Below are 25,242 nucleotides of genomic sequence, written 5' to 3' on the forward strand. Positions count from 1 at the left end.
CATTAAAAAAGCACTTCCAGTTGCGTCTGAAAGCGCCTTTTTTAATGATTGTTTTATTGATTCTAGCTTTATTAGTTTATTCTGGCATTGCGGGCATACGCTCTGTTGGAGTAGCTTTCAGTGGTTTTGTTCCTTTACTATCAGGCGCTGATAACTTTTTATTATCAATACCCTCACTACTTTGTTCTGTAGTAAGTTCGGGTTCAGGCTGCTTACGTTGCTGCGTTTTTGGCATGACTGGTTTTACGCCTGTACCCATTTCGTCTTCATCATCATCAGGTGCGATAATGCCATCATCGGTCATTTCTATAATGCGTCGCTTTTGTTTTTCAGATTTAGCGCGGTTATTGAGGGATACCCATTGATAAGGTGTGCCTTTGAGCTGGGCCCTCATAAAGTCCATCCATACCGGCAATGCAGCTACACCGCCATACTCACGGCGGCCCAGAGTTTCTGGCTGATCGAAGCCCATCCATACGATAGTCGCATTGGTTGGATGAAATCCTGCAAACCATGCATCTTTAGCTTCGTTGGTCGTACCTGTTTTACCACCGATATCCGTACGACCCAAGGCTCTGGCTTTTACTGCTGTACCGCGCTGTACCACATCACGTAAAATATCAGCCATCTCGTAGGCGACACGTGGCTTCAAGATTCGCGGCGCTTGAGTCGCATGTAAGTATTGGACGACAGGAGCTTGTAGACGATCTGCTGTTGGGCTGGCATTATAAATACTCAGTTGAAGGGCTTTAACATATTGTTTAGCGTTGTCAGCATCATTTTTACTTTTAGCCTCGGTAGATATTTTTTTATTTTTATCGTTGTCTAAAGTTCCATCAATAGGCTTATTATGCTCTTCGATCCGTTTTTTATTAAGGTCATCGACTTGATCGTTAAAGCATAATGCACAAGCTTGCTGCGGATTCGCTTGAAACAACAATTTATTGTCGTAATTATAAATTTGTTCAATAAAATAAGGCTGAATGCGATGTCCACCGTTAGCAAAAGTTGCATACGCAGTCGCCATTTGTAATGGCGTAGCCTGCCCTGTGCCGAGGGCGAGAGATAAAGTCGTTGGCAGTTTTTCTTTATCTAAGCCAAATTGATCTAGCAAGTTACGGGCATCTGATATGCCAATTGCTTGTAGCAGCCGAATGGATACTAGGTTACGAGATAAATATAAACCGCGACGTAAGGTGATATCACCTAAGAAGCGTCCATCTGAGTTTTTAGGTTTCCAGTCACCGACTTGAATAGGGCGGTCTGAGACAATACTGTCAGGGCGATACCCTTTTTCTAATGCGGTAGTGTAGATAAGAGGCTTAATTGTTGAACCCGGCTGACGCCAGCCTTGTAGTGCCCGATTAAATTTGCTGTGGTTAAAGTCAAAGCCGCCGACCAACGCTCTGACCGCACCATTATCTGGATTTAAAGATACCAAGCTGCCTTGTACATCAGGAACTTGTGCTAGTTTCCAGTTACCATTATCCGTTTTTATTAAACGAATGATGTCGTTTTTACTGACAATTTGCGAGGCATTACCGGGATAATTGCCGATACGATCTGCTGAAAAATGCTTGCGTGCCCAGCTCATGCCCGACCAATTAACCGTCACATTTTCGCCGGAAGGTGTGGTAGCCTCAAAGCTGCGTGAGCTGACTTTAGTCACTTTAGCAGGGAGCATACTGCCATAACGTCGAAATTTTTCAAGTGGCTCATCATTGGCTTCAGCACCACGCCAGCCGTGGCGATGATCATAAGCGACTAAGCCTTTTAGCACCGCAGTTTCAGCATCTATTTGTGCTTTACTATCTACGGTCAGACGTACCCGCCAGCCACCGTTAACAACTTGCTCACCGTAACGATTAACTAGTGCGTAACGCGTCATTTCTGCTAAATATGGCATATTGACGTCAAGCTTTTCTTGATATAAGTTAAGGCCAATCGGCGCTTTAATAGCAGTGTCACGTTGCTCTGCATTAATATAACCAAGCTCATGCATGCGCCCAACAATCCAGTTTCGCCGCGTTAACGCTCTATCTGGGTTGGCAACAGGATTATACTTGGAAGGAGCTTTCGGCAACCCTGCCAGCATTGCCATCTCAGCAATGCTAAGGTGATCAAGCGACTTACTATAGTATTTTTTAGCGGCAGCGCGAATCCCATAGGCACCTTCGCCTAAGTAGATTTTATTAACATATAAGGTCAAAATCTCATTCTTGCTCAGCTCATCTTCCATTTTTCGCGCGACAAACAGTTCAGTAAGCTTACGATCTAAAGTACGCTCTGAGCTTAAAAAGTAGTTTTTTGCAACCTGCATTGTGATGGTAGAGCCACCCGTTTGGCTTTCGTCATCAGTGACCACTTCGGTCACGGCGCGACCAAGACCTTTAATACTAATACCACTGTGCTGGAAAAAAGATGAGTCTTCGGCGGCTAAAAATGCATGGGTTAAATCTTTAGGAATTTCTTCAAAATCAACAGGAAGGGACAAACGGTTGCCATATTGACCAATCAGCTTGTCATCGCTGCTATAAATCTGTAACGGCATCTCTAAACTTGCCGTTTTGATTTCTTGGATACTGGGCAGAGTAGGGGATAAATACATTGCCATTCCATAAAAACCAATGGGCACAGCAAGTGCTAAAATCACTGCCAACGCCAAGCAGGCAACGAAAAGCCCCACTAGAAAGTGAATGAGACGAGTGGTAGCAGGATTTTTGGTCATAATTAGACTTATCAGTTAAAATTTGCAACAAATGACACATTATACCTTGAACAAAACAAGCAGGTGATACTAAAAGTGTAATTTCTCTACTCAGCTCATTTTGGAAGTGTACTTATGCTACATAGTATTTTTAAATATAGTGTTTTTAAGTGCTTGAAACTGGCTGTTAAGTAACGTATTGTATTCGATTATTTAAAATTAGTTACTAAATTGTACATTTCATATAAAGGATAGAGGTTGTGAGGCTATTTTCTCCAAGAGGTCGACATTTAGTTGGAGTAGATGTCTGCGCCACCTCTGTAAAAATCGTTGATATACAGCGTCAGCAAGGGATATTTCACCTAAAGTCTTATGGTATTGAAAGATTACTGCCAGGGGTAGTGGTCGATAAGCTGATCGTAGATACCGAGACGGTTGGTAATGTTGTGGCAGGACTAGCTCGGCGTTGTCAGGTAAGCGGTAAGGATGCTGCTACTGCGGTTTCAGGCTCAGCAGTAATTACTAAGATTATTGATATGGATATAGTACTCACTGATGTTGAGCGTGAAGCTCAAATTCGCCTAGATGCTGAGCAATATATTCCTTACCCGTTAGAAGAGGTCAATCTTGACTTTGAAGTATTAGGCCCATCGCTGATAGGCGATGATTTAGTACAAGTATTGTTGGCAGCATCGCGCTCAGAAAACGTTGAGCAGCGTGTCGATGCGCTTACCTTTGGCGGTCTAAAGACGAAGATAATGGATATTGAGTCGCATGCGATTGAGCGCGCCTTTGGTCTGATGGTAGATAACCTAAGCAATATGCCGGAACTGGTTGCGCTGGTGGACATCGGTCACAATCAAACCACTTTATATGTTGCTAGAAATGGTGAGTTTGTCTATAGTCGGGAGCAGCTCTTTGGCGGCATACATCTGACTGAGGCCATTCAAAATCGTTATGGACTGTCCTTTGAAGAGGCGACCGTTAATAAGCGCGAGCGTACTTTACCCGATGATTATTATCCAGAAATATTAACACCCTTTATGGAAAGTGCTATTCAGCAGATTACACGCTCCTTACAGTTTTACTTTTCTTCGAGTCAATATAATAGTATTGACCATGTGGTGCTTGCCGGTGGTAGTGGCTCTATTCCTGGCCTTGCAGGTATGGTGCAGCAGAAGCTGGGTGTGCCGGTCACGGTGGCCAATCCCTTTATTAATATGACAATTGATCCTTATATAGACAGTGAGCAGCTGGCCATTGATGCCCCAAGCTTGATGGCTGCATGTGGTCTAGCATTGAGGAGCTTTGATTGATGGCTCGTATTAACCTACTGCCGTGGCGGCAAGAAGAACGCGAACGCCGTAATAAAGAGTTTATGACTTTAGTAGTAGCGGTTACGTTACTTGCGTTATTAGCGGCATTTGCGACATGGAGCTATTTTAACAATGAGCTCGATGAACAGCGCGATGCTAATGCCCTTATTGAACAAGAAAACAGTCGTCTAGATACCGCCTTGACTGAAATTGATAGCTTAGAGCAGCGCCGTGATGACATTATTGCCCGTATGCAGGTGATTCAAGATTTACAAGGCAAACGTCCTGTTCCTGTACGCTTATGGGATGATATTGCCAAAGCCATACCACCCGCCCTGTATTTAAATGGCTTGAAACGGGAAGGTGATTTGATTACCTTGACCGGTCTTGCAGACAATCCAAATGTCGTGTCGAGCTTAATTCGTAACTTAGACAGCAGTAAGTGGATGGGTAATTCTGCCGTACGTAATATTCAACAGAACATTACGGCGTATCAGCCCGCACCTGAGCTCAGTGAGACGGTTACCACCGGCGAGCAGCCTCGTCCGATCTATCCTGAAGACAGTTATGTTCAATTTGAGATTACCACCCAAGTGCGAGTAGAGACTGATGGAGTCGTCACTGACGAGGTTGCCGCGGCTGGTGCTACGCCAGTGTCTGGAGATGGATTGTGAAACTTGTGCGCAAAAAAATATTACTTAAAAAGAAGAAAACAGCGGGCCGTGCTAAAAAGCCCTTTGATTTTAAAGAGTTTCGTCGCAGTTTTGAATCTCTCGATACTGAAAACTATGGCAGCTGGCCGCTACCTGTCAAGGTAACCGTGCTAGGATTTATTGTGGCTTTAATAGCCGCCTTGTCTTGGGCGCTACCCATCAGTAGTAAAATCGATGAAATCACTGCCGCTGAAAGTGAGCAGCAAACCCTGCTTACCAGCTATCGTGAAAAAGAGTCGCGCGCCCGACACCTTGCCGCTTACAAAACCCAGGTGACGCAAATGGATGCCGAATTCATCACCTTGCTCGATCAGTTGCCTAAAGATACCCGGGTATCGGAGCTGTTAGAGGGCATTAACATGACTGGGGTCGGTAGTAATATTCGTTTTCAGGATATCTCAGTTGAGCCTGAAATTGAGAATGAATTCTTTATTGAGCAACCAATCCGTATTGCAGCTCTGGGTGAATACCATCAATTCGGCAGCTTTATTAGTGGCCTTGCTGCCTTGCCGCGTATTTTTACTATGCATGACTTTGAAGTGACCAATCCCCAGCCTACTTTAGATACGCTACCGGAGCTGAACTTGGTGTTACAGACCAAAACTTACCGCTCAAAAGAGATAACTGCCGAGGATGCCACAACTGATGAAACGGTACCCCCAGCAGTAGAAGATACGGCAGGAGCAAACTAATGCGTATTTTGCAATTTTCGCTCAAGCAATTGCCTGTGTTGCTGACGCTAAGCATTGCGACTTTATGGTTGACTGGCTGTAGCGATCGCATTGGCGTGGCTGAACAGGCGATGGATGCGATTCGTAATGAGCCGGCGCAACCTATTGAGCCGCCCCCAAAAGCTGAGTTAATAGAAGATTTTGTCTATAGTGCCAGTATGCTCCGCAGTCCATTTTTACCACCCAGCCTGGTTAATGTACAAGCGCCTGAAGCATCTCTTGATGGGGTTCGTCCTGATCTCACCCGTACAAAAGAGCCGCTTGAGCAGTATGAGATCGCTGAAATGACGTTTCGCGGTATCGTTATCTCACCGGAAGGTCAGCAGTACGCTTTAATACAACGCCCTGATGGTTCGGTTGCCAGCGTCAAAGTGGGTGACTATCTTGGTTTAAATGACGGCCGTATTGTTGAAATTACGCCGACTCAGATTAATTTGATTGAAATTGTGCCAGACAGCCGCGCAGGGTTCGTTGAAAGACCCCAGTCGCTGGTTTCTCCTATTAGCTAAGTTGGCAGATTTTTGAGGAATAAGTAATGACAGTACGCAACAACAAGGTAGTACGCACTAAAAATAAAAAGAGTATGACGATGAGCAGCCGGGTAACCGCTGCCTTCGCCATCTCCACGTCTACCTTTGCTATACCTGCATTGGCAGTTAGTATGATCGCAATTAGCAGTAGCGCCTATGCTGACCAGCGTATCAATAATGTTTCTGTGATCCAGACAGCGCCTGCTGTTACTCAATTACGTTTAGGGTTTTCAGGTGCACCCGTTTTACCTACCGCCTACCAGCTTGCTGATCCCAGCCGTTTGGTATTAGATTTTGAAAAGGTGCAAAATGGGCTGACCAGCCGCGCAACTGACTATAATATTGGTATGGTTAATGACGTCACTACCTTAAATAGTAACAGCACCACCCGTCTTATTGTAGGACTAAAGCAAGAGGGTAATTATTCGACCTCAATCAGTGGTAACGACTTATTATTGACGCTTACTGAAAAGAACCGTCCTATTGCGAATAGCTCTGTTGTGAATAGTTCCGTTATCAATAGCCCTGTTGCTAATAGAAGAATCGTCCGCTCAGCAACCGTGACCTCTGTACCGATAGTAACGCCGATTGTGACAACATCGACAAGTGTGACGGTTCCTAACGTTATAGTGACACCTAACGTGGTAGTAACCGATAATGATATGTTGACCACGACTGCCGTGGTCACGCCTATTATTGAGACCAGTAGCGTGGCTGTCTCGCCCATTATTACAGGCTCTACTACGGTCAAAACGCAAACGCCGGCGGATACAATGGTAGTACGCGTTAACCCTCTGTTAGACCCTAGACTTGCCTCCTCGCAAGTCAGTCAGCAATACAGCTATGACGGTCTGTCTGCGCTGAATTTTGCAGCAGGCGGGAATGGTGGTGGTAATATCACAATCGCTCTTGCTAACGAAGCCATTCCAGTAGATGTACAACGCCAAGGCAATAAGTTGGTCGTCCGCCTAACGGGTAGTACCGTACCTAGAAATTTACTGCGCCGCTTAAACGTTAATAGTGGCCTGGTCAGCAGTATTGATACGAGAAATCAGGGACAAAACGGCGTTATTACGATTAATATGACTGGCGATTATGAGTACCAAGCCTTCCAGTCTGGCAATCAGCTGAATATTGGTATCAGTAAGCCTGAACTGTTACGTGAGCTGACCATTGAAGAAAAAGTCTATACCGGCGAAGCGTTATCGATGGAATTCCAAGATGTTGAGATTCGTAGTGTTCTTGATATCTTAGCCCAGTTTACAGATATGAATATCGTGGCGAGTGATTCGGTCGCTGGTAACATTACCTTGCGTCTTATCAATGTGCCTTGGGATCAAGCGCTAGATATCATTCTAAAAAGTAAGAACCTAGGCAAACGTGAAAACGGCAATGTCATTTTGGTCGCGCCCTCCGTTGAGCTTGCGCAACAAGAAGCGCAGGAACTTGAAGTGCTGCAAGCCGTGGAAGCTTATGAGCCGCTTCGTACTGAGTATATCCGTCTAAGTTATGCCAAAGCATCTGATGTGCTGAATCTCATCTCTCAAGGTAGTGGGGCATCTGGATCAAGGAATAACAATCTTGGCACGACCACGAGCCGTGTTGATGATAATAATACGCTGCTGTCGAATCGTGGTACGGTGACGGTCGATGACCGTACCAATACCTTGATTATCAAAGATGTACCACGCAGTATCGAAAACATTCATAATCTGATTAGCAAAATCGATATTCCGGTACGTCAGGTAATGATTGAGGCGCGTATTGTTAGTGCCTCCGATAGCTTTAGTAAAGAGATTGGCGTCCGTTGGGGTATCTTATCGAATGGCGCGGCCAACAACCGTAATCTATTAGTAGGCGGTAGTAACCAGACCATAGCGGATCTTAAAGATTTTGATATACAGACCACCACCATTAACGGTCAAACGGTCTCTTATCCTAAATACGATATCAGTCGCCCTGACAACTTAAACGTTGACTTAGGTATTGCCAACCCAGCAGGACGTATTGCTTTTGGCTTGCTGAGTATGTCAGATGTCATCCTTGATCTTGAACTGTCCGCTCTACAAGCGGACAATCGGGGTGAAGTTATCTCGACGCCTAAGATTTTGACTACCGATAAACAAACGGCTAAAGTTTCTTCAGGCACGCAGATTCCTTACCAAGAAGCCGCGGCCAGTGGGGCGACGTCTACCAGCTTTAAAGAAGCTGCGCTTAGCTTAGAGGCGACGCCAAACATTACCCCTGATGGTAGAATTGGTCTACAGCTTAATATTACCAATGGCACGCCGACCATTATTAATGGTCAGGTGGCGATCTCTGAAGACTCTATCACAACCAACGTTATTGTTGAGGATGGTCAGACCATCGTACTTGGTGGTATCTTTAGAAATCGTACCAGTAATGGGGTGGAAAAAGTACCTTTCTTAGGCGACCTGCCTTATATAGGGCAAGCATTCCGCCGAGATATGCGTAGTAACGACAAACAAGAATTGCTAATTTTTGTGACCCCTAAACTGATTAACGATGGCATTAGCCGTTTGAATTAATCGTTTTTATGAACACTCAAAGCGTCTACTATCCTTAAAAGTCTTTATTAATAATGACACCATAAAAAAGCAAGCCCACGCGCTTGCTTTTTTATGGCCTAGCACTTGATGATAGCTGACATTTACTGTTAATAATCAACGCACGTTACTAGCCAGAATATCGATGACGTTGTATGATAGGGAATTTATTCGAGTGAGTGTTATGTTGGAGGAACTACCATCGGTATTCTTAGTCGGACCAATGGGCGCAGGGAAGACCACCATAGGCCGGTTGCTTGCTAAGCAATTAGGGCGTGAGTTCGTGGACAGCGATTGGTATGTGGAGGCGCAAACGGGCGCTGATATTCCGTGGATATTTGCTAAAGAAGGCGAAGCGGGATTTCGAGAGCGTGAGACTCGTGCAATTGATGAGCTGACACAGCAGGAACAAATTGTACTGGCGACAGGTGGCGGCGCAGTGATGAGTGCTGAAAATCGTGAGTTTTTGCATCAGCGCGGTATTGTTATTTACTTAAATGCGCCCGTTGATGTGCAAATGTCACGTACGGCTAAAGACAAGTCGCGTCCGCTATTGCAGCAACCCAATCCTAGAAAGATCTTGCATGACCTATATCGTATTCGTGACCCTTTGTATCGGCAAGTGGCGCATATTATTATGCCGACAGGTCATACCTATCCGCGGCATATGGTGCACCAACTGTTGCAGTTGCTAGTGCCATTTTCTGCCTCTACCTCTATTATGCCAGACCCAAAATTATCTGAAGATGAATTATAATTAACCTATTAAAGGCCTTTAGTTAAAGTGTCTTTAGGAGCATTTTATGATAACGCCGCTATTTTATGATGAGCTAACGGTACATACGCAGAGCCATGACTATCCGATTGTCATTACTGAAAGCACTATTGGAAAAAATAGTGCTGGAAAAGATAGTAGCGAAATAAGCAACATGGCTGCACAAGTTACTCCTTATATTCATGGTCAACAGGTGTTGATTGTGACCAATGAGACGGTTGCGCCACTATATTTGCAGCCGTTACAAGATCAGCTGGCAGAGCAGTTTACAGTGGCCGTTTGCGTGCTGGCAGATGGCGAGCAATATAAAAATCAAGCCAGTATTAATCAGATTTATGATGTACTAATGGCGCAGCACTTTAACCGTGATGTCACACTGATTGCGCTTGGCGGCGGTGTGGTGGGGGACATGACCGGTTTTGCCGCAGCCAGCTTTATGCGTGGGGTAAATTTTATTCAAATTCCGACCACAGTATTGTCGCAAGTGGACTCCAGCGTTGGTGGTAAAACAGGCATCAACCATCCGCAAGGTAAAAACATGATTGGCGCTTTTTGGCAGCCACAAATGGTACTGGCAGATATGAGCACTTTACGAACGTTGCCAGCGCGTGAGTTATCAGCAGGACTGGCTGAAGTCATTAAATACGCCTTGATTATGGATGTGGATTTTTTAACATGGCTTGAGCAGAATTTGCCTGCGATGTTGGCTCTTGATTTAGCAATACTGGGTGAAGCGGTAAAACGCTGCTGCCAGTATAAAGCCGATATTGTCGCCCAAGATGAGCGCGAATCTGGTATTCGAGCCATACTAAACTTTGGCCACACGTTCGGTCATGTGATCGAAACGCACGAAGGCTATGGGAATTGGTTACATGGTGAGGCGGTTGCTGCTGGCATGGTACAAGCGGCTGAGCTGTCACAAAAGCTTGGCTGGTTAAGCCTTGATGACGTGGCACGTATTAAGCGTGTTTTGACCTTAGCAAAATTACCCATTACGCCGCCACCCATCGCGATTGATACGGCTTTAAATTTAATGGGTCACGATAAAAAAGTGAAACAGGGACAAATACGTCTGATTTTGTTAAAATCACTAGGTGACGCTGTATTAACGGCTGACTTTGACGAATCGTTGCTCATCGATGTACTGTCACAACACACCCAATAAAGCGTGATACTAACCGATATAGTAGGTAAACGATTCGGTCAGATTAGTAATACTAGATGTTCCAATGTGACTGTTTGTTTGACAAGCTTCTATTTACATAGAAACTATTATTTGTTTAAAAACCATTTGTTTAAAAGCCACTATTTAGTTAAAAGTTATTAGGTTTCTTAGACTTTTTATTTGCATGTTTCATTATATTTTACCAAGGATACCTTCATGGCAGCACCGAGCACGACGACTCGCCCCGCGAGCAAGTCATATCGCCGCCAAGCAATAATATGGCTGTTGATGACCTTGCTGCTCGGGATCGCCACTGCGCTGCTTTGGATGTTTACCCAGACGCCAGCGGTTGGTGCCAAAATCGATAACGCGCCTATCACTGCACCAGAAGCGTTGGGTGCTGAGCTTGAGCAGCCCTTATCTATCGCAGCTCTACATGAGCTGGATACGGATGTGCAGCCGATTAATTTTGAAGAAACTGTCCGCGACTTACGCAACTATCCTGATGAGTTTAAAGACAAGCGTTATCTACTGGCTAATAAAGGCAAATGGACAGTACAGGTGATGAATGTTGGCGAGAATGACGTTATCGTCAGTTATTTAGAAGGTCGTGAAGACCGTGCGAAGTTCTCCTATTTTCGATACCGTGATGAGGACAATCAGCTGCGTTATATGCTCACTTATGGCATTATGGGTAGCCCGCAAGAGGCAGTTGGTGCTGCCAAGCTGATAGATTTTGGCTTACCTGCTGATGTACGGGTGCTGCCAGAAGAGATTAATCGTTATGTCAGTATTATTGATAATTATGAGCGTCCTTTACCGATTAAAGACTTGAGCACTAGACGCTCACGTGCTGTTAAGCTAAGACCGACCAAGCGTGAAGTGCCAGTGCGTCAAAGACCACAAGCGCCTAAGAAGAGTAATAACAGCGATTCGAGCGCTCGCAATAAAGATGAGAGTAGCCGCAAGAGCAATAGCGGTAACGATAGTATCAAGCAGTCAGCAGACACGTCTGCTACCTTCAATGTCAATGAAGAGCGCACGCTCTCATCCGATACAGATGCCACTTCGAACTCTAAAGATGGCGATAAGTCACGCAAGTCTGAGCAAGACAGTAAAAAACCGCCAGTGGTTGCTACGCCTAAACCGCCAAGCTCCGCTAGCAACCCCACTACGGATAGCAAAAAATCAGATGCTGACAAAAATAGTAGTGATAGCATGAAAGAGCTGATACAGGAAAAATCTAATTAAAAGATAAATCGGCGAAGTAACAAGGTGGTTATTTGATAAGACCCTCATAAAAACCTCGCCAAATGAAACGTTTGGCGGGGTTTTTTATGATTCTTATTTATTATTGCTTAAAAAACATAAAAATAACTCTGCTCAAGAATATGAGAGTTTTCTGCTGTTCAGTTTGATAAAGCTTTAGACGGTTTGCGGCTAGGCAGGGATTAAGTTTTTTGTATCTTTTGCTGGCATGCTTTGATTTTTAATGCCTTTTGTCTTTTAATGGGTAAAAGGTGTTATTTCTCTACAATAATATGATGCTATATTTTATTTACTGAGATTAACTATTTCGCCTTTAAAAAGTTTTAATTAACGAGAGTATCCCTGCGTGAAACTGACTATGTGGCAACGATTTACAGCTCCTCTTGTTGAGCCTTATGCGCGCTATCAGCATGCCGACATCTTACACGCCATACGCTTGGGTGTGGCAGTATTAACTGCGCTGTTGCTGAATAAAATCACTCATTTACCACATGGGGAGTGGACGACCATTACGGTGTTCGTTATTTTAGGCTTATTACAATACCAAGGGGCGATTTATACCAAGGCTAAAGAGCGGATACTCGGTACAGTGCTTGGGGTAGTCGTTGGGTTGGGGTTTCTATGGCTTAGTCAAGATATTGGCACATGGCTGTGGCTATATTATGTGCTCATTAGTATCATCAGTGGCCTCATTGGTTATATAGCGGTGAAACAACTGGGTTATATTGGTTTGCTGACAGGCATTACGATGCTGATGATTGTCTCAAGTCCCGACCACAGTAATATTGCTCAAGATGGTTTGTATCGCGCGTTTAATATTTTATTTGGCGCAGGCGTGGCAGTAGCAGCAACCTTAATTTTACCTCTGAAATCAACGTTGATGTACCGGTTCTTATTGGCCAGTAACCTTGACGCTTGTAGTAATTTATATGCGGGCGTGGGTAACCATATCGATGCTGAGACCTTGACGGTTAAGCCTTTTCAGTATGCCAACGTTAGCAGTGTAGCGGATGTGTCTGGTGCTGCTCATACCACCAGTAGCACTCATATCAATTATCATACTGGCGCTATCCCAGACGTGCCGGTCAATAAAGCCTTGGTCAAGGCACTACAGCAGATTAATAAGAGGCTGCTCGCAATGCGCCCGCATATTCCTGCGACCGCTAGCGAATCAGGGATTAGTAAGGAGACAATAGAGACCATTCAGCGTACCCATCGTAATATGATAGGGACGATTGATTTATTGTTAACGGCCGCGCCGCGCTTGGCAAATATCGAGATTGACGATGACAATCATATTTTGCTGATGCACTATCAGCATGAGCTGACGCAAGCAATGCGCCATATGGCAGCCGTACTGCGTAGTCCAAATGATGAAGTGTTTCGCCCCATTACCCGTATTGCGGTGTCTGAGTATCCGAGCGTTCAACACTTAGCCTTTGAATGGCAAGGCTATTTTTGGTTAACTCAGACCTTACAATCTCAATTACAGCAGCTGAGCGACTTACTACAGACTCATAAACCACGTTGGTTTGCCGCCTCTGGTCTTCGATATCAGCGCCGTGAACAGCACCGTATTGAAAAGAAAGGTAGCGAGACCGACTTACATTTATAGTTGAACACTCATAAATAACAAAAAAACGCTGACCGTTTAAGGCCAACGTTTTTTTGATGAGTAAAGGTTCAATATTAATACTTAACGACTGGTTTTTAATTTATCCCAATACTGCTGATACACTTGCAGGGCCTCATCACCGATATCTTCTTGGAACTCTGCCTTTGCCAACACCGCTTGGCTAGGATAGATGACGGGGTTATTTCTAACATTTTCTGGCATCATCTCACGTGCTGCTATGTTAGGCGAGGCATAACCAATTTCTTCACTAACTATTTTCGCGTTTTCAGGGCGCAGTAAATAGTCGATAAATTTATGTGCCGCATCGACGTGCTTAGCGTTTTTAGGAATAACAAAGTTATCCATCCATAATATCGCCCCTTCAGTGGGGTATTTATAAACCAGACTGGTCAAGCCTTCGTTATTAGCCATCACTGCTTCACCATTCCATGTCATACCGATGTTAGTTTCGCCTTCGATATACGGGATACGGGTGGCATCTGAGTTAAAAGTTTTGACATTAGACATTAAGGTCGTGAGTTTATCGTATGCTGCTTTAATCTCCTCAGGATTTTTGCTATTACCTGAATGGCCAAGCGTCAAAAGCGCCATACCAAACACTTCGCGCATATCATTCATGAGCATCACCTGATTTTTATATTCAGGACGCCACAAATCATTCCAGCTATTAACAGTCGCGGGGTCAAAGACGTCGCCATTAATGGCCAATCCTGTACTGCCCCACATGTATGGAATTGAGTACTTATTCTCAGGATCCACTTTGGTATTGGTAAATGAGGTATCAAGATTCTTAAAGTTACTCAGCTTCGATTGATCCAACTCTTGTAGTAACCCTTCTTTTGCCATCTTTTCAACATAATATGTCGAGGGAATAGCAAGGTCATATTGGCTGGAATCATCGAGTAATTTTAGTTTGGCGTACATCGCCTCATTAGAGTCAAAGGTAGTGTAATTAACGCTAATACCAGTCTCTTTTTTGAAGCCATCTAGAATCTCTTGCGGCATATACTCCGACCAGTTATAGAGATTCAGAGTCTCAGCACTGGCGGCAGTACCATCAGCAGCTGTATTGTCAGAGTTGCTACAGCTAGCAAGCACTACTCCAATAGCAGCGCATAATAGTGCTTTTGGCATCAGGCGAGTAGTCGTTTTTATAGACGAATGAGATGATAGACGAGGCAAATTGTTTCTCCTAAAATAAGACAAATCGGCAGAAAAGGGATGCATAGTAGAAATTCGGCTGTTATATAAATAGCCATAATTATATTGATATGGTCACTATATACTGACATTTAAAGGGTAACGGCTTGAATTCACTTGGCTTTGTATTGGCATCATACTTACATTTCTAGCCAATAGATGTATCAACAGAGCGAGTATGAGGCTACATAATGATAATGAGCAACCATGCTACGATAGATGTTGTTTTGCATTTAGTCGTTTACAGCATTAGATTTTTGCTTTTAAGAATGGGCTATTAAAATGGAATGTTTAATAAAAAATATAACAAAGGACAATATATTATGAGTCAGAGTCAGACTACCATACCAGCATTATTAACCGATAAAGTTGCTATTGTCACCGGTAGCAGCCGTGGTCTTGGTGCACAAATCGCCCAGCAGATGGCAGCAGCAGGGGCAAGTGTTTGCGTCAATTACCTTAATAGTAAAAAGGCGGCTGAAACGGTCGTTGCTAATATCAAAGCGGCAGGCGGGCAGGCGTTTGCTTATCAGGGCGATGTGACTAACCTTTAGCAAATGCAGGGAATGGTGGCTGAAGTGATTAAACGTTTCGGACGTATCGATATATTAGTTAATAACGCCTTGCCAAGCTATCAGTTTAATCCGAGCGCGGATTACACCAGTATCGAAACCGTTAAATGGGCGCATTTTTCTCAGCAAATAGACGGTATTGTCAAAGGTGCAGTCAACACCGTACAAGCGGTATTGCCGCAAATGAAAGCCCAGCAGATGGGTAAAATTATCAATATCTCAACCAACCTTGTTTATAATCCGGTCGTGACTTATTACGACTATACCACCGCAAAATCTGCGCTCATTGGACTAACACGCAACTTAGCGGCAGAGCTTGGGCAATACGGTATTCGGGTTAACTTGCTGGCAGGTGGACTACTAAAAACCACTGATGCCAGTAGCTTGACGACTGAAGATGTGTTCGATTATATCGCCACCACCACACCATTACGCCAAGCAACCTCGGTTGAGGACTTCGCTAATTCGGTATTATTAATGGCACCTGATTTAAGCGCAGCGATCACTGGTCAATCTATCGCCGTTGATGGCGGTCTAACCATGCCCTAAAGAAACTATTATGAGGCCTTAAATAAATCTCAAAGACTAAATAGTTATTAATTAAATTTGATTTGGAAGTACGAGAGAGACAAGATGAATAATCGAAAAATTGCTGGAATTATCACTGCTGTCATCGGCATGTCTGCCATTATGGCTTTTTTTAATGCAGGAATGTCAGTACCGGTTCTTAGATGGCCACTAGAAGCCTATTTGGGTGTGGCATTTACCATTGCTTGGCTCACCAGAATGCCGTCATGGCTGGCTTATGTGCTTGCGGCTTTAATATTTGTGCTGATTGCTTTCGCATTCTATAAGCTTGGCAGTTGGATATATGGACTCGTAGCAGGAAAGGGTTGAAGTTGGATTTTGGGTCGTGAATAGCGCCATACTATTCATTATTCATGGTTAGTCACTTAACTGATATCTATGTAAATACTTCCACAGCTCTTTAATACTTTTCTTTTAGGCTTATATTTTTTATAAACCTATTTTTTTCTCTGCATTTTGTATTCTATTGTTATTCATTACCAATAGTTTATATGTTGCATTAAAAATGTTTGTTTTTATTACAGGGTTATGTTTAAATTCAGAACTTTTGCCTATCGTTTTACTAGAAGACGAATGTACTGAAATACTGTAAGGGAATAATAAGTTATGCAAGGAAGTAATCCACCAGAGGGCAGTCCGCCGAATAATAATTTTGAGGTAGAAGCCAAAAGCTCGCGCATGCAGCGCTTTTTAAAAGGCGTTGAATGGCTGGGTAATTTGCTACCCCATCCCGTGATTTTGTTTCTCTGGATGTCTGTACTACTACTTGTGCTCTCGGCACTGTTTTCTTACTTAGGCGTATCGGCGCTTGACCCACGCCCAGTAGGTACCGAAGGACGTAGTGAAGATGGCATCATTCATGTGGTCAACCTACTAAACGGTGAGGGCTTAGCGCGCATTGTTGAGAATTTAGTCACCAACTTTACCGGCTTTGTGCCGCTCGGCACGGTGTTAGTTGCCTTGTTGGGCGTAGGTATTGCTGAGCGCTCTGGCATGATATCGGCAGCGTTACGCGGCTTAGTGATGAACGCGCCAAAAAAGATGGTGACTCTAACCGTTGTTTTTGCAGGCATCATGTCTAACACCGCAGCTGAGCTTGGTTATGTGGTATTGATACCACTCGCGGCAGTTATCTTTCATTCGCTTGGTCGACATCCATTAGCGGGATTGGCCGCCGCATTTGCTGGGGTATCCGGTGGTTATAGTGCTAACTTATTGCTGGGTACGGTAGATCCTTTGTTATCAGGGATTACTCAAGAAGCGGCACGCATTATTGACCCTGTGTATACCGTTGGGGCAGAGGCCAACTGGTACTTTATGATGGTCAGTACCTTTTTGATTACTGGTCTTGGTTACTTTGTGACTGAAAAAATCGTTGAGCCCAGTCTTGGTGAATACAACCCTGATATGGCTGGCGATCCTTCAGTATTAGAGACTAAAATTGAGGGTTTAATGTCAGTTGAGAAAAAGGGGCTTATCTGGGCTGGAATAAGCATGCTGGTATTTTGCTTATTACTGGCATGGACAATCGTACCTGCTGATGGTGTTCTACGTAATGCTGAAACGGGTCTGGTATCAGGTTCGCCATTTCTGAAGGGCATTGTGGTCTTTATTTTTGTGTTCTTCGCGCTACCTGGTTACATTTATGGCAAGATTACTGGCAGTCTGAAAAACAACCAAGATGTGGTTGATGCCATGAGTCATGCGATGAGCTCGCTTAGCATTTATATTGTATTGGTATTCTTTGCAGCACAGTTTATCGCCTTTTTTAGCTGGTCAAACCTTGGCTCGGTGGTAGCAGTAATGGGGGCAACCTTCCTCACTGATATTGGCTTAACAGGCCCCTTATTATTGGTCGGGTTTATCCTAATCTGTGCAGTGGTCAATTTGATGTTAGGGTCGGCATCAGCACAATGGGCAATTACTGCACCCATTTTTGTCCCCATGCTCATGCTGACAGGGTATGCGCCTGAGATGATTCAAGCGGCCTATCGGATTGGTGACTCAACGACTAACATCATCACCCCTATGCTAGGCTATTTTGGGCTTATTATGGCAGTAGCGATACGCTATAAAAAAGACACTGGCGTCGGAACAATGCTGGCAATGATGCTGCCGTATTCAATGGTGTTTCTGATTGGTTGGGTGCTGTTATTTTGGATTTGGGTGTTTGTATTGGGTCTACCGGTTGGCCCTGGTTCAGAGACGTTTTATCCAGCAAGATAAGTGCTTACTAAATAGTAATTATTAATAATAAAAAACCCTTGCTGGCAACTGGCAAGGGTTTTTTACGATTCCTGATTTAAACTCTACACTAAGTGAAAAGGGTTGAGCACCGCTTGGATGCCATACTCTTCAATTGTACCAGTGATAAAATCTGCTTTCTCTTTCAACTCAGGCTTGGCATCGCCCATCGCTACTGCATAGCCGACCAAATCGAACATTTCTAAATCATTCAGCCCATCGCCGAACGCCATACAGTCGCTTGCATCAATGTCGAAGTGCGCACACACATCTAATATACCGCGCGCTTTTGAGGCGTCAATCGGCAGAATATCACCGACAATATCATGCCAATGCACTAGTTTTAACTCATGTTTAATAAAGTCAATATCTTGCATTTTTTGGTCTTGATTGTCAAAAAACACTGAGCATTGATACACGGTATTAAAATGACAGTACTCAGGGTCAATCATGCTACAGCTTTTGATTTTATCGTGATAAGTGTTTTGCCATTCGTGCTCATCTGACCACACAATGTGGGTTGCGGAATCGAATTTATACACCAAGTTACTATTTTTGCACAGCTCGGCAATAGTGGTAGTCTGCTCACTCGATAAGGGATAATCGCTGATAACACGCTTATTATCAAAGCTATATTGACCGTTCATGCAGATAATGGCATCTAAAACGTCCGCCTCAAGCAATGCGATGATATCAAGTGGCAATATCGGCTTTGAGCGTCCGGTTGAAATCACCAGTTTAATATCCGTCTTCGCCAGCGCTTCAAGGGTGGCTTTATTTTGTGGCGCAATCTCACCATTACGGCTTAAGGTGTCGTCAATGTCAAAGAATATGATTTTTGGAGTGGGAATAGGGATGGTGATGGGGTTGGTTTTCCCTAAGCTTTGGGTTTGGTTCGAGGTTGGCATGAGTTTCCTTTGTTTTTCTAATATTGTTAAGAGTTATTATTAGGTGGTTTACTAGGCTAAAGGTACAGCCTATGGCTACTGTTTTTGTCCGTTTAAGGTTCTTGTTAAAAATGTATTTTCCTAAGGTTACTGATTTCCCACCCCGAAAAATTAATACCATCATCAACCAGTAAATTATTATCAGTAGGCTTGAATGGATTTACTCCTGACATAATAAGATTCTTTGTTTTATCTTTTTGTTCATCCGATAGACCACTCCACCACACAGGTGAAGTAAATGTATTTTCAGCAACTCCAAAAAAGAACCGAATCAGCGCACTAAAAATTTTGTTTGGTTCTAAAGCTAATAATGAGTTAATGAAACTTAACACTTTGGTAGAGTTTTTCGACCAACTAAAAACCACATAACCTTTACCATCACTAGAAAATGAATTAAAAACTAAGTGCTCAGCAACAATACTTAGGTCACCTAAATCTTGAATTAAATTTCCATTAAAGTCATTTATAGGTGCAACAATTGAAGAAACAGCGACAGGCATAGGTGACGTTGAATCAATAATAAGATGACTCAAATTGCCAACTGATTTTCCTAGGAGCTGATCATCAAGTTCAGATTTAAGCTCCGATAATTCTGCGAGAGACGCATTGAGCGCTTTCTGTTGATCTGCAACAAAATTTTGAATAGATAATTGACCCAATAGGTGCTTACCCTTATCAGTACTTTTAGCAAACTCAGAATTGTTAAGCCCACCTTCTTTAGCATAAAGCTCTTTCGCTACTGAGCGATACATTAGGGCTAAGCACTGTTCGTCATCTCCAACAAACTCTCTATCTTCGATACAAGAAAAAAGAGACTTATCATGTGTTGAGCAGAACCCTTTAAATGTGGATGCTTGATTAATACCTATTTTTTCAGGAACTAGCTTTCCTTCATTTTTTATTATATTCGCTAAGTTTATTTTCAGTCCTAAAACATGATTACTTTCATCTGCAATTTCTTTTAGACTACTGCTTTTTGAAACGGTGTGAGCATTAATGATTTTTTTACTGCACTCGTGCTTTAAATCAGTGGGGACATAACAACACTTTCGTAAAGCGTTTTTCTGGCTATGATTAATAGCTTCGCCTTTACTCACAGGAGTCTCATTCTCGCGTCCATTGTGACAACGTTTAAATTTCTTTCCTGAACCGCACCAACACTTCTCATTGCGTCCAATTTTCATAGATTCCTACTTATTTTTAGTTTGCTGACAAAATACTTGAGAGTAGAACTAAATTTTAATGCCTTGCTCAGCAGAAAATGCGAGTGCGTGAGCAAGTAGTTCTCGTAAAGTAATCAAGTCTAAGCTAGACTTTTAGCACAATACTCTATAAGACAAAACCCAATCACCCAACCTCAACACTCGTCACATTCTGAAAGCCTCTCGGTAATTGACTACCACGGCTACCGCGTTTTGACGTGTAGTTGGCTAAGTCCATTGGCTTTAAGGTCACATGACGTTTGCCTGCAGTAATTATTAGGCTGTCTTGCTGAGTTAATGGCGTGATGGCAAGCACTTCTTCATTGTCTTTTAGAGTAATCATTTTATTACCTTTACCACGCGCTTGTTCTGGCAAGTCATCTAAGCTAAAAATAAGTAAATAGCCCGCATTGGTCACAACGGCGAGATGGTCAGGCGTTTGGTTAAGACCGTCACTTCCAGTGGTGTTATTGGCGCTACTATCTGTGGACACATCGATACGCGTGATAGGTAACAATCGGCTATCAGCAGTCAGGGTAATGATTTTTTTACCTGCTTTTTGATTGCTATCTAGATTACCCAAGGTATTGATAAAGCCATAACCTTGCGAGCTAGCGAGAATAATACGTTGGTCATTATCGCCAGTAAGTAGCTGCTCAAAGGTAGCACCTGAGGGCGGTTTTAAGACACTGGTCAGTGGATCGCCCTGACCACGAGCGGATGCCAAGTTATGAGCGTCAATGCTATAGCTGCGCCCTGTACTATCGAGGACATAGATTTTCTCGTTAGATTTACCGCGTGCGTAGGCTTGATAACCATCGCCGGAACGATAGCTCATACCAGTAGCATCGACGTCGTGACCTTTAGCGGCACGTATCCAGCCTGCTTTGGATAACACGGCAGTGATAGGCTCGCTTGGGACAAGGTCGGATTCTTTCAATGCTTGTGCTTCTTCACGTTCCGCTAGTGGTGACATGCGATTGTCACCGTGTGCTTTCATATCTTCATTCAGCTCATCGATGATTAACCCAGTGAGGCTATCAGGATTATCGAGGTATTCTTGAATAATGGCGCGCTCATCGGCCAGTTCATCTTGCTCGCGTCTCAGCTCAAATTCTTCTAATTTTGCCAATTGGCGCAGACGAATATCCAAAATCGCATTGGCTTGGATATCGGTTAAGTCATAACCTTCCATTAATGCTAATTTTGCATCATCTTCTTCACGAATAATACGAATGACTTCATCAATATTAAGATAAGCAACTAATAAACCTGCGAGGATGTGCAAGCGTTTATCAATTTTATCGAGACGATATTCTAGACGACGCGTGACCACTGAGCGACGGCAAACGAGCCATTCTTCTAAAATTTCTTTTAGGTTTTTAACCTGCGGCTTACCGTTGAGCCCAATCATATTCATGTTAACGCGGTAATTGCTTTCAAGATCTGTCGTGGCAAACAAATGACTCATTACGCGCTCGACATCGACGCGCGTTGAGCGTAATTCTAAAACGATACGGCAAGCGTTTTCATGGTCAGATTCATCATGAATATCAACAATCCACGGTAGCTTTTTATCGGTCATGAGCTTAGCAATTTGCTCTTGGATTTTATTGCCCGATACTTGATAGGGTAGCGCATCGATAATGACGAGGTTCTTTTCTTTATCATCGATATGGTAAGTGGCGCGCATTTTATAGCTGCCGCGTCCACTTTCATACAGCGCTTGTAAGTCTTTTTTACTGGTGATAATTTCAGCTTTGGTCGGCAAATCTGGGGCAGGAATGGATTGGGTTAACTGCTTAACTGATAGCTCAGGATTTTTAAGCAAGCGAATTGCCGCACGTACCACTTCATTGAGATTATGCGGTGGAATATCGGTTGCCATACCGACGGCAATACCGGTCGTGCCATTTAATAAAATATTAGGTAGGCGTGCTGGCAAGGTTGTTGGCTCTTGCATCGTGCCATCGAAGTTGTCTTGCCAATCAACCGTGCCTTGTCCGAGTTCTGTGAGCAAGGTATTGGCATACGCGGACATTTTAGCTTCGGTATAACGCATCGCGGCAAAGGATTTAGGGTCGTCAGGGCTGCCCCAGTTACCTTGTCCGAAAATGAGCGGATAGCGATAGCTGAACGGTTGCGCCATCAGTACCATGGCTTCATAACAAGCGCTGTCGCCGTGCGGATGATATTTACCCAGCACGTCACCGACCGTACGCGCGGATTTTTTAGGCTTAGCCGTAGACTTAAGTCCCAGCTCGCTCATCGCATAAATGATGCGCCGCTGCACAGGTTTTAGACCATCGGCAATATTAGGCAACGCCCGATCCATAATGACGTACATGGCATAGTTTAAGTAGGCTTGCTCGGCGAACTCGGCAACAGAACGGGTGTCCATCGCATCGTTTAGGACGGCATTAGGTGTATTATCAATAACATCAGGCATAAAAGTGGTTTCGCTTATCAGTGTTCATTGTTATAAATATAAATAAGATAGCGCTATCGTAAAGGAAATCAGCGCAATTAAAAAGGTGTCTGCCGTAATAGACGACAGACTATGACGTCTAATCTAGCCTAGGGTGCTTTAGGCTAGAACGAGGTACGATAAAACCAAGCACCCCGAAATTAGGTGCCCCTAAAACTATTCTGAAAACGAGGGTTTTAAAAGATGAATAATCAGAATAGGTAACTAATTAGAATAAGTAGAAAGTAATAAAAACTAGCATTATTATAGAGGTTAGTCATAGCAACGAATCGTAAAAACGGCTTACCATAGAACGTTATTTTTTTGATAAAACTATAAATAGTAGACTTCAAATATTTGTACGAACTCAAGTAGTAATCTTTGTGATTGAGTAGTTTGTATAAAGTGTGTATGTTAAACAACAAAGGGCTAGTTATTGCACATTGCACCATTTACTGGGAGAAATAAGATTATGGACAATCAAGAACAAAGTAAGGTTACGCGTCATGCGGACAAAGTCTGGCTAAAAACTTACGAAGAGCTGGGACTCACGTACGATATCGAATTACCTGCTGACAACACCTCGCTCATCGATATATTTGAACAAAGCTTCGCTAAAAATGGTAATAAAACCGCTTTTGTTTGTATGGGTTCTGAGCTGACCTATCAAGAAGTAGATCTTTATAGCCAGCAAGTGGCGGCTTATTTACAGTCACTTGGATTGGTCAAAGGTGATAAAGTCGGCGTTATGATGCCCAATGTTTTGCAACTGCCCGTCGCTGTCATTGGGGTACTGCGTGCTGGTCTTACCTTGGTCAACGTTAATCCCCTTTATACCACTCAAGAGCTTGAACATCAGCTGACTGATTCTGACGCAAAAGCTTTAATTATGGTCGAAAACTTTGCCAAAACCTATCAAGACATCGGCCGCAAAGTGGTCGATCATGTCGTCATTACCGGCATGGGTGACTTGATGGGCACGCTTAAAGGCTTTATGGTCAACTCTGTCGTTCGCTATGTTAAAAAACTAGTACCCGATTATAAAATTGCGGGTAGCGTCAGCTTTAAAAATATGCTCAAGCAAGTAACGATGAGCCAATATAAGCGTCCAACCAATATTCATCTTGATGATGTCGCTGTTCTACAATATACCGGTGGAACCACTGGGGTCGCAAAAGGTGCCATGCTCACCCATAAGAATTTAGTAGCCAACCTTATTCAGTGTAATACCTTTTTGGGCAGCGCTTTTGATGAGTATGATAATAGTAATGAGCAGGCGGTGATTATGACCGCACTGCCGCTGTATCATATTTTCTCTTTTACCCTATGCGGGATGTTTGGTCTGTATCGTGGCTGTATTGGACTGTTAGTACCCAATCCGCGTGACCTTGATAGCTTAATAAAGGCTTATAAAAGCCATCCACCCACACTTTTTCCAGCAGTCAATACTTTGTTTAACGCCTTAGCTAATAATGAAGAGTTTAAAAAGTTAGATCACAGTAAGCTGCGCGTCACGATGGGTGGCGGTATGGCGGTATTGAGTTCGACGGCAGAAAAATGGCGTCAGATAACTGGCAATACGATTGTTCAAGGGTATGGCCTGTCTGAAACGTCACCAGTGGCAACCGCTAATCCTATTAATAGTGCAACTTTCAGTGGCACTATCGGCATACCGATGCCAGGGACTGATATTGCGATTTTAGATGAAGCGGGTAATGAACTAGAGCTTGGCGAGCGCGGTGAGATTGGGGTTCGAGGGCCGCAGGTTATGAAAGGCTATTGGAACCGCGAAGAGGCCACGCGCGAATCAATGACTGAGGACGGATATTTCCGCACTGGTGATATCGGTATTATGAATGAAGACGGCTATATCTCTATCGTTGATCGCAAAAAGAATATGATTTTAGTATCCGGTTTTAACGTCTATCCGAATGAAGTTGAAGAGGTGATGGCGGGTCATCCAAAAATTTTAGAGTGCGGTGTCATTGGTATTGAAGATGAAAAAAGTGGCGAAACCCCCAAAATTTACGTAGTGCGCCGAGATAATAGTCTTACTAAAGAAGACGTACTCGCTTACGCTAAAGAGCATTTGACGGGTTATAAGCGTCCACGTCATGTTGAATTTATCGATGAGTTACCAAAATCGAATGTCGGTAAGATTTTGCATAAAGACCTGCGTAAACTTGAAGAACAGAGTCACGCTAAGAAATAGCTATAGTCTAAGCTTTTTTCTACAAGCCAATTGCTGATTATAAAATGATAAGGTCGCTTAGATGTTGCCTTATCATTTTTTATGGGGTGCGCGTTTTGTTAAATGAGAGTTTTGTCATGTGAGAGTTTTTTGGTAAAACTGCTACAGTCAGCGTACTATATTTTATATAGCAGACTATATAAAGCCTGCAAAAGTGGTTCAATGTATACTAAGGCCAGACTTAATTGGTTATGCCAAAATATGATAGATTCAGTGCAAAGTCTTACTTCTAATGGCGTTCAGTGACTTTCGGTTCACAAATAATCACTAACCAACACTGCATTTGCAGCCTCATTAGATTATTCTATGCCTTTAATTGTAACATTTAGGAAAAGTTATGACTGATAATGCCAACATCCAAA

Annotated in this window: 17 protein-coding genes and 1 pseudogene; 13 read left to right on the plus strand and 5 right to left on the minus strand. The window is 43.4% G+C overall.

The genetic code is table 11. The features are described 5' to 3' along the window. Nucleotides 1-76: 76 nt before the first annotated feature. Entirely contained in the window at nucleotides 77-2,728 is a 2,652-nt protein-coding gene (locus ES754_RS09245; protein ID WP_147223919.1) for a penicillin-binding protein 1A, read from the minus strand. A 239-nt stretch (nucleotides 2,729-2,967) separates the two neighbouring features. Between ES754_RS09245 and ES754_RS09250 the strand changes: the two genes are divergently transcribed. The 9 genes from ES754_RS09250 (at nucleotide 2,968) to ES754_RS09290 (ending at nucleotide 13,388) form a co-directional block, all read left to right on the plus strand. Then, nucleotides 2,968-4,023: a pilus assembly protein PilM gene (locus ES754_RS09250; protein ID WP_147223920.1), complete on the plus strand. Its 1,056-nt coding sequence runs from the start codon at nucleotides 2,968-2,970 to the stop codon at nucleotides 4,021-4,023. Next, nucleotides 4,023-4,697 carry a PilN domain-containing protein gene (locus ES754_RS09255; RefSeq protein ID WP_147223921.1) on the plus strand — a complete coding sequence of 225 codons (675 nt, stop codon included), beginning with the start codon at nucleotides 4,023-4,025 and terminating at the stop codon, nucleotides 4,695-4,697. The genes ES754_RS09250 and ES754_RS09255 overlap by 1 nt, the downstream gene beginning before the upstream one ends. Next, nucleotides 4,694-5,428: a type IV pilus inner membrane component PilO gene (locus ES754_RS09260; RefSeq protein WP_147223922.1), complete on the plus strand. Its 735-nt coding sequence runs from the start codon at nucleotides 4,694-4,696 to the stop codon at nucleotides 5,426-5,428. The genes ES754_RS09255 and ES754_RS09260 overlap by 4 nt, the downstream gene beginning before the upstream one ends. Continuing rightward, the gene (locus ES754_RS09265; protein ID WP_227677836.1) at nucleotides 5,428-5,976 is read left to right on the plus strand and encodes a pilus assembly protein PilP; all 549 of its coding nucleotides are present in this window, start codon (nucleotides 5,428-5,430) and stop codon (nucleotides 5,974-5,976) included. Before ES754_RS09260 ends, ES754_RS09265 begins: the two co-directional genes overlap by 1 nt. 26 nt (nucleotides 5,977-6,002) lie before the next feature. After that, nucleotides 6,003-8,546, plus strand: coding sequence for a type IV pilus secretin PilQ (locus ES754_RS09270; RefSeq protein WP_147223923.1), 2,544 nt, complete (start codon nucleotides 6,003-6,005; stop codon nucleotides 8,544-8,546). Between the two features lie 202 nt (nucleotides 8,547-8,748). Beyond that, complete coding sequence (aroK, locus tag ES754_RS09275; protein ID WP_147224181.1) at nucleotides 8,749-9,321, plus strand: shikimate kinase AroK; 573 nt, start codon at nucleotides 8,749-8,751, stop codon at nucleotides 9,319-9,321. 46 nt (nucleotides 9,322-9,367) lie between these two features. Beyond that, the gene (aroB, locus tag ES754_RS09280; RefSeq protein ID WP_147223924.1) at nucleotides 9,368-10,504 is read left to right on the plus strand and encodes a 3-dehydroquinate synthase; all 1,137 of its coding nucleotides are present in this window, start codon (nucleotides 9,368-9,370) and stop codon (nucleotides 10,502-10,504) included. 216 nt (nucleotides 10,505-10,720) lie between these two features. After that, nucleotides 10,721-11,755 carry a hypothetical protein gene (locus ES754_RS09285; protein WP_147223925.1) on the plus strand — a complete coding sequence of 345 codons (1,035 nt, stop codon included), beginning with the start codon at nucleotides 10,721-10,723 and terminating at the stop codon, nucleotides 11,753-11,755. A 364-nt stretch (nucleotides 11,756-12,119) separates the two neighbouring features. Next, on the plus strand, nucleotides 12,120-13,388 hold the full coding sequence (locus tag ES754_RS09290; protein ID WP_147223926.1) for an FUSC family protein: 1,269 nt from the start codon (nucleotides 12,120-12,122) through the stop codon (nucleotides 13,386-13,388). Nucleotides 13,389-13,469: 81 nt separating this feature from the next. Here the strand turns inward: ES754_RS09290 and ES754_RS09295 are convergent, their stop codons facing one another. After that, nucleotides 13,470-14,591, minus strand: a complete 1,122-nt coding sequence (locus ES754_RS09295; protein ID WP_147223927.1) for an ABC transporter substrate-binding protein — start codon at nucleotides 14,589-14,591, stop codon at nucleotides 13,470-13,472. A 341-nt stretch (nucleotides 14,592-14,932) separates the two neighbouring features. Between ES754_RS09295 and ES754_RS09300 the strand changes: the two are divergent. The 3 genes and pseudogenes from ES754_RS09300 to ES754_RS09310 all read left to right on the plus strand — a co-directional run bounded on the left by ES754_RS09300 (nucleotide 14,933) and on the right by ES754_RS09310 (nucleotide 17,995). After that, nucleotides 14,933-15,730 (plus strand): annotated as a pseudogene (locus ES754_RS09300) (3-oxoacyl-ACP reductase). A gap of 84 nt (nucleotides 15,731-15,814) precedes the next feature. Continuing rightward, nucleotides 15,815-16,078, plus strand: coding sequence for a hypothetical protein (locus ES754_RS09305; RefSeq protein WP_147223928.1), 264 nt, complete (start codon nucleotides 15,815-15,817; stop codon nucleotides 16,076-16,078). A gap of 297 nt (nucleotides 16,079-16,375) precedes the next feature. Further along, on the plus strand, nucleotides 16,376-17,995 hold the full coding sequence (locus ES754_RS09310; protein ID WP_147223929.1) for an AbgT family transporter: 1,620 nt from the start codon (nucleotides 16,376-16,378) through the stop codon (nucleotides 17,993-17,995). A gap of 83 nt (nucleotides 17,996-18,078) precedes the next feature. Here the strand turns inward: ES754_RS09310 and ES754_RS09315 are convergent, their stop codons facing one another. The 3 genes from ES754_RS09315 to parC all read right to left on the minus strand — a co-directional run bounded on the left by ES754_RS09315 (nucleotide 18,079) and on the right by parC (nucleotide 22,611). Beyond that, a complete protein-coding gene (locus ES754_RS09315) occupies nucleotides 18,079-18,921 on the minus strand; it encodes a Cof-type HAD-IIB family hydrolase (RefSeq protein WP_147223930.1) in 843 nt (280 codons plus the stop codon). 104 nt (nucleotides 18,922-19,025) lie between these two features. After that, nucleotides 19,026-20,144 carry a YecA family protein gene (locus ES754_RS09320; protein WP_147223931.1) on the minus strand — a complete coding sequence of 373 codons (1,119 nt, stop codon included), beginning with the start codon at nucleotides 20,142-20,144 and terminating at the stop codon, nucleotides 19,026-19,028. 163 nt (nucleotides 20,145-20,307) lie between these two features. Continuing rightward, nucleotides 20,308-22,611 (minus strand): DNA topoisomerase IV subunit A, encoded by a 2,304-nt coding sequence (gene parC / locus ES754_RS09325; RefSeq protein ID WP_147223932.1) that lies wholly within the window; start codon nucleotides 22,609-22,611, stop codon nucleotides 20,308-20,310. Nucleotides 22,612-23,101: 490 nt separating this feature from the next. Between parC and ES754_RS09330 the strand changes: the two genes are divergently transcribed. Beyond that, nucleotides 23,102-24,841, plus strand: coding sequence for an AMP-binding protein (locus ES754_RS09330; RefSeq protein ID WP_147223933.1), 1,740 nt, complete (start codon nucleotides 23,102-23,104; stop codon nucleotides 24,839-24,841). Nucleotides 24,842-25,242 lie beyond the last annotated feature (401 nt).

Origin of the sequence: Psychrobacter frigidicola (assembly GCF_007997305.1) — a bacterium.
Classification (GTDB): Bacteria; Pseudomonadota; Gammaproteobacteria; order Pseudomonadales; family Moraxellaceae; genus Psychrobacter; species Psychrobacter frigidicola.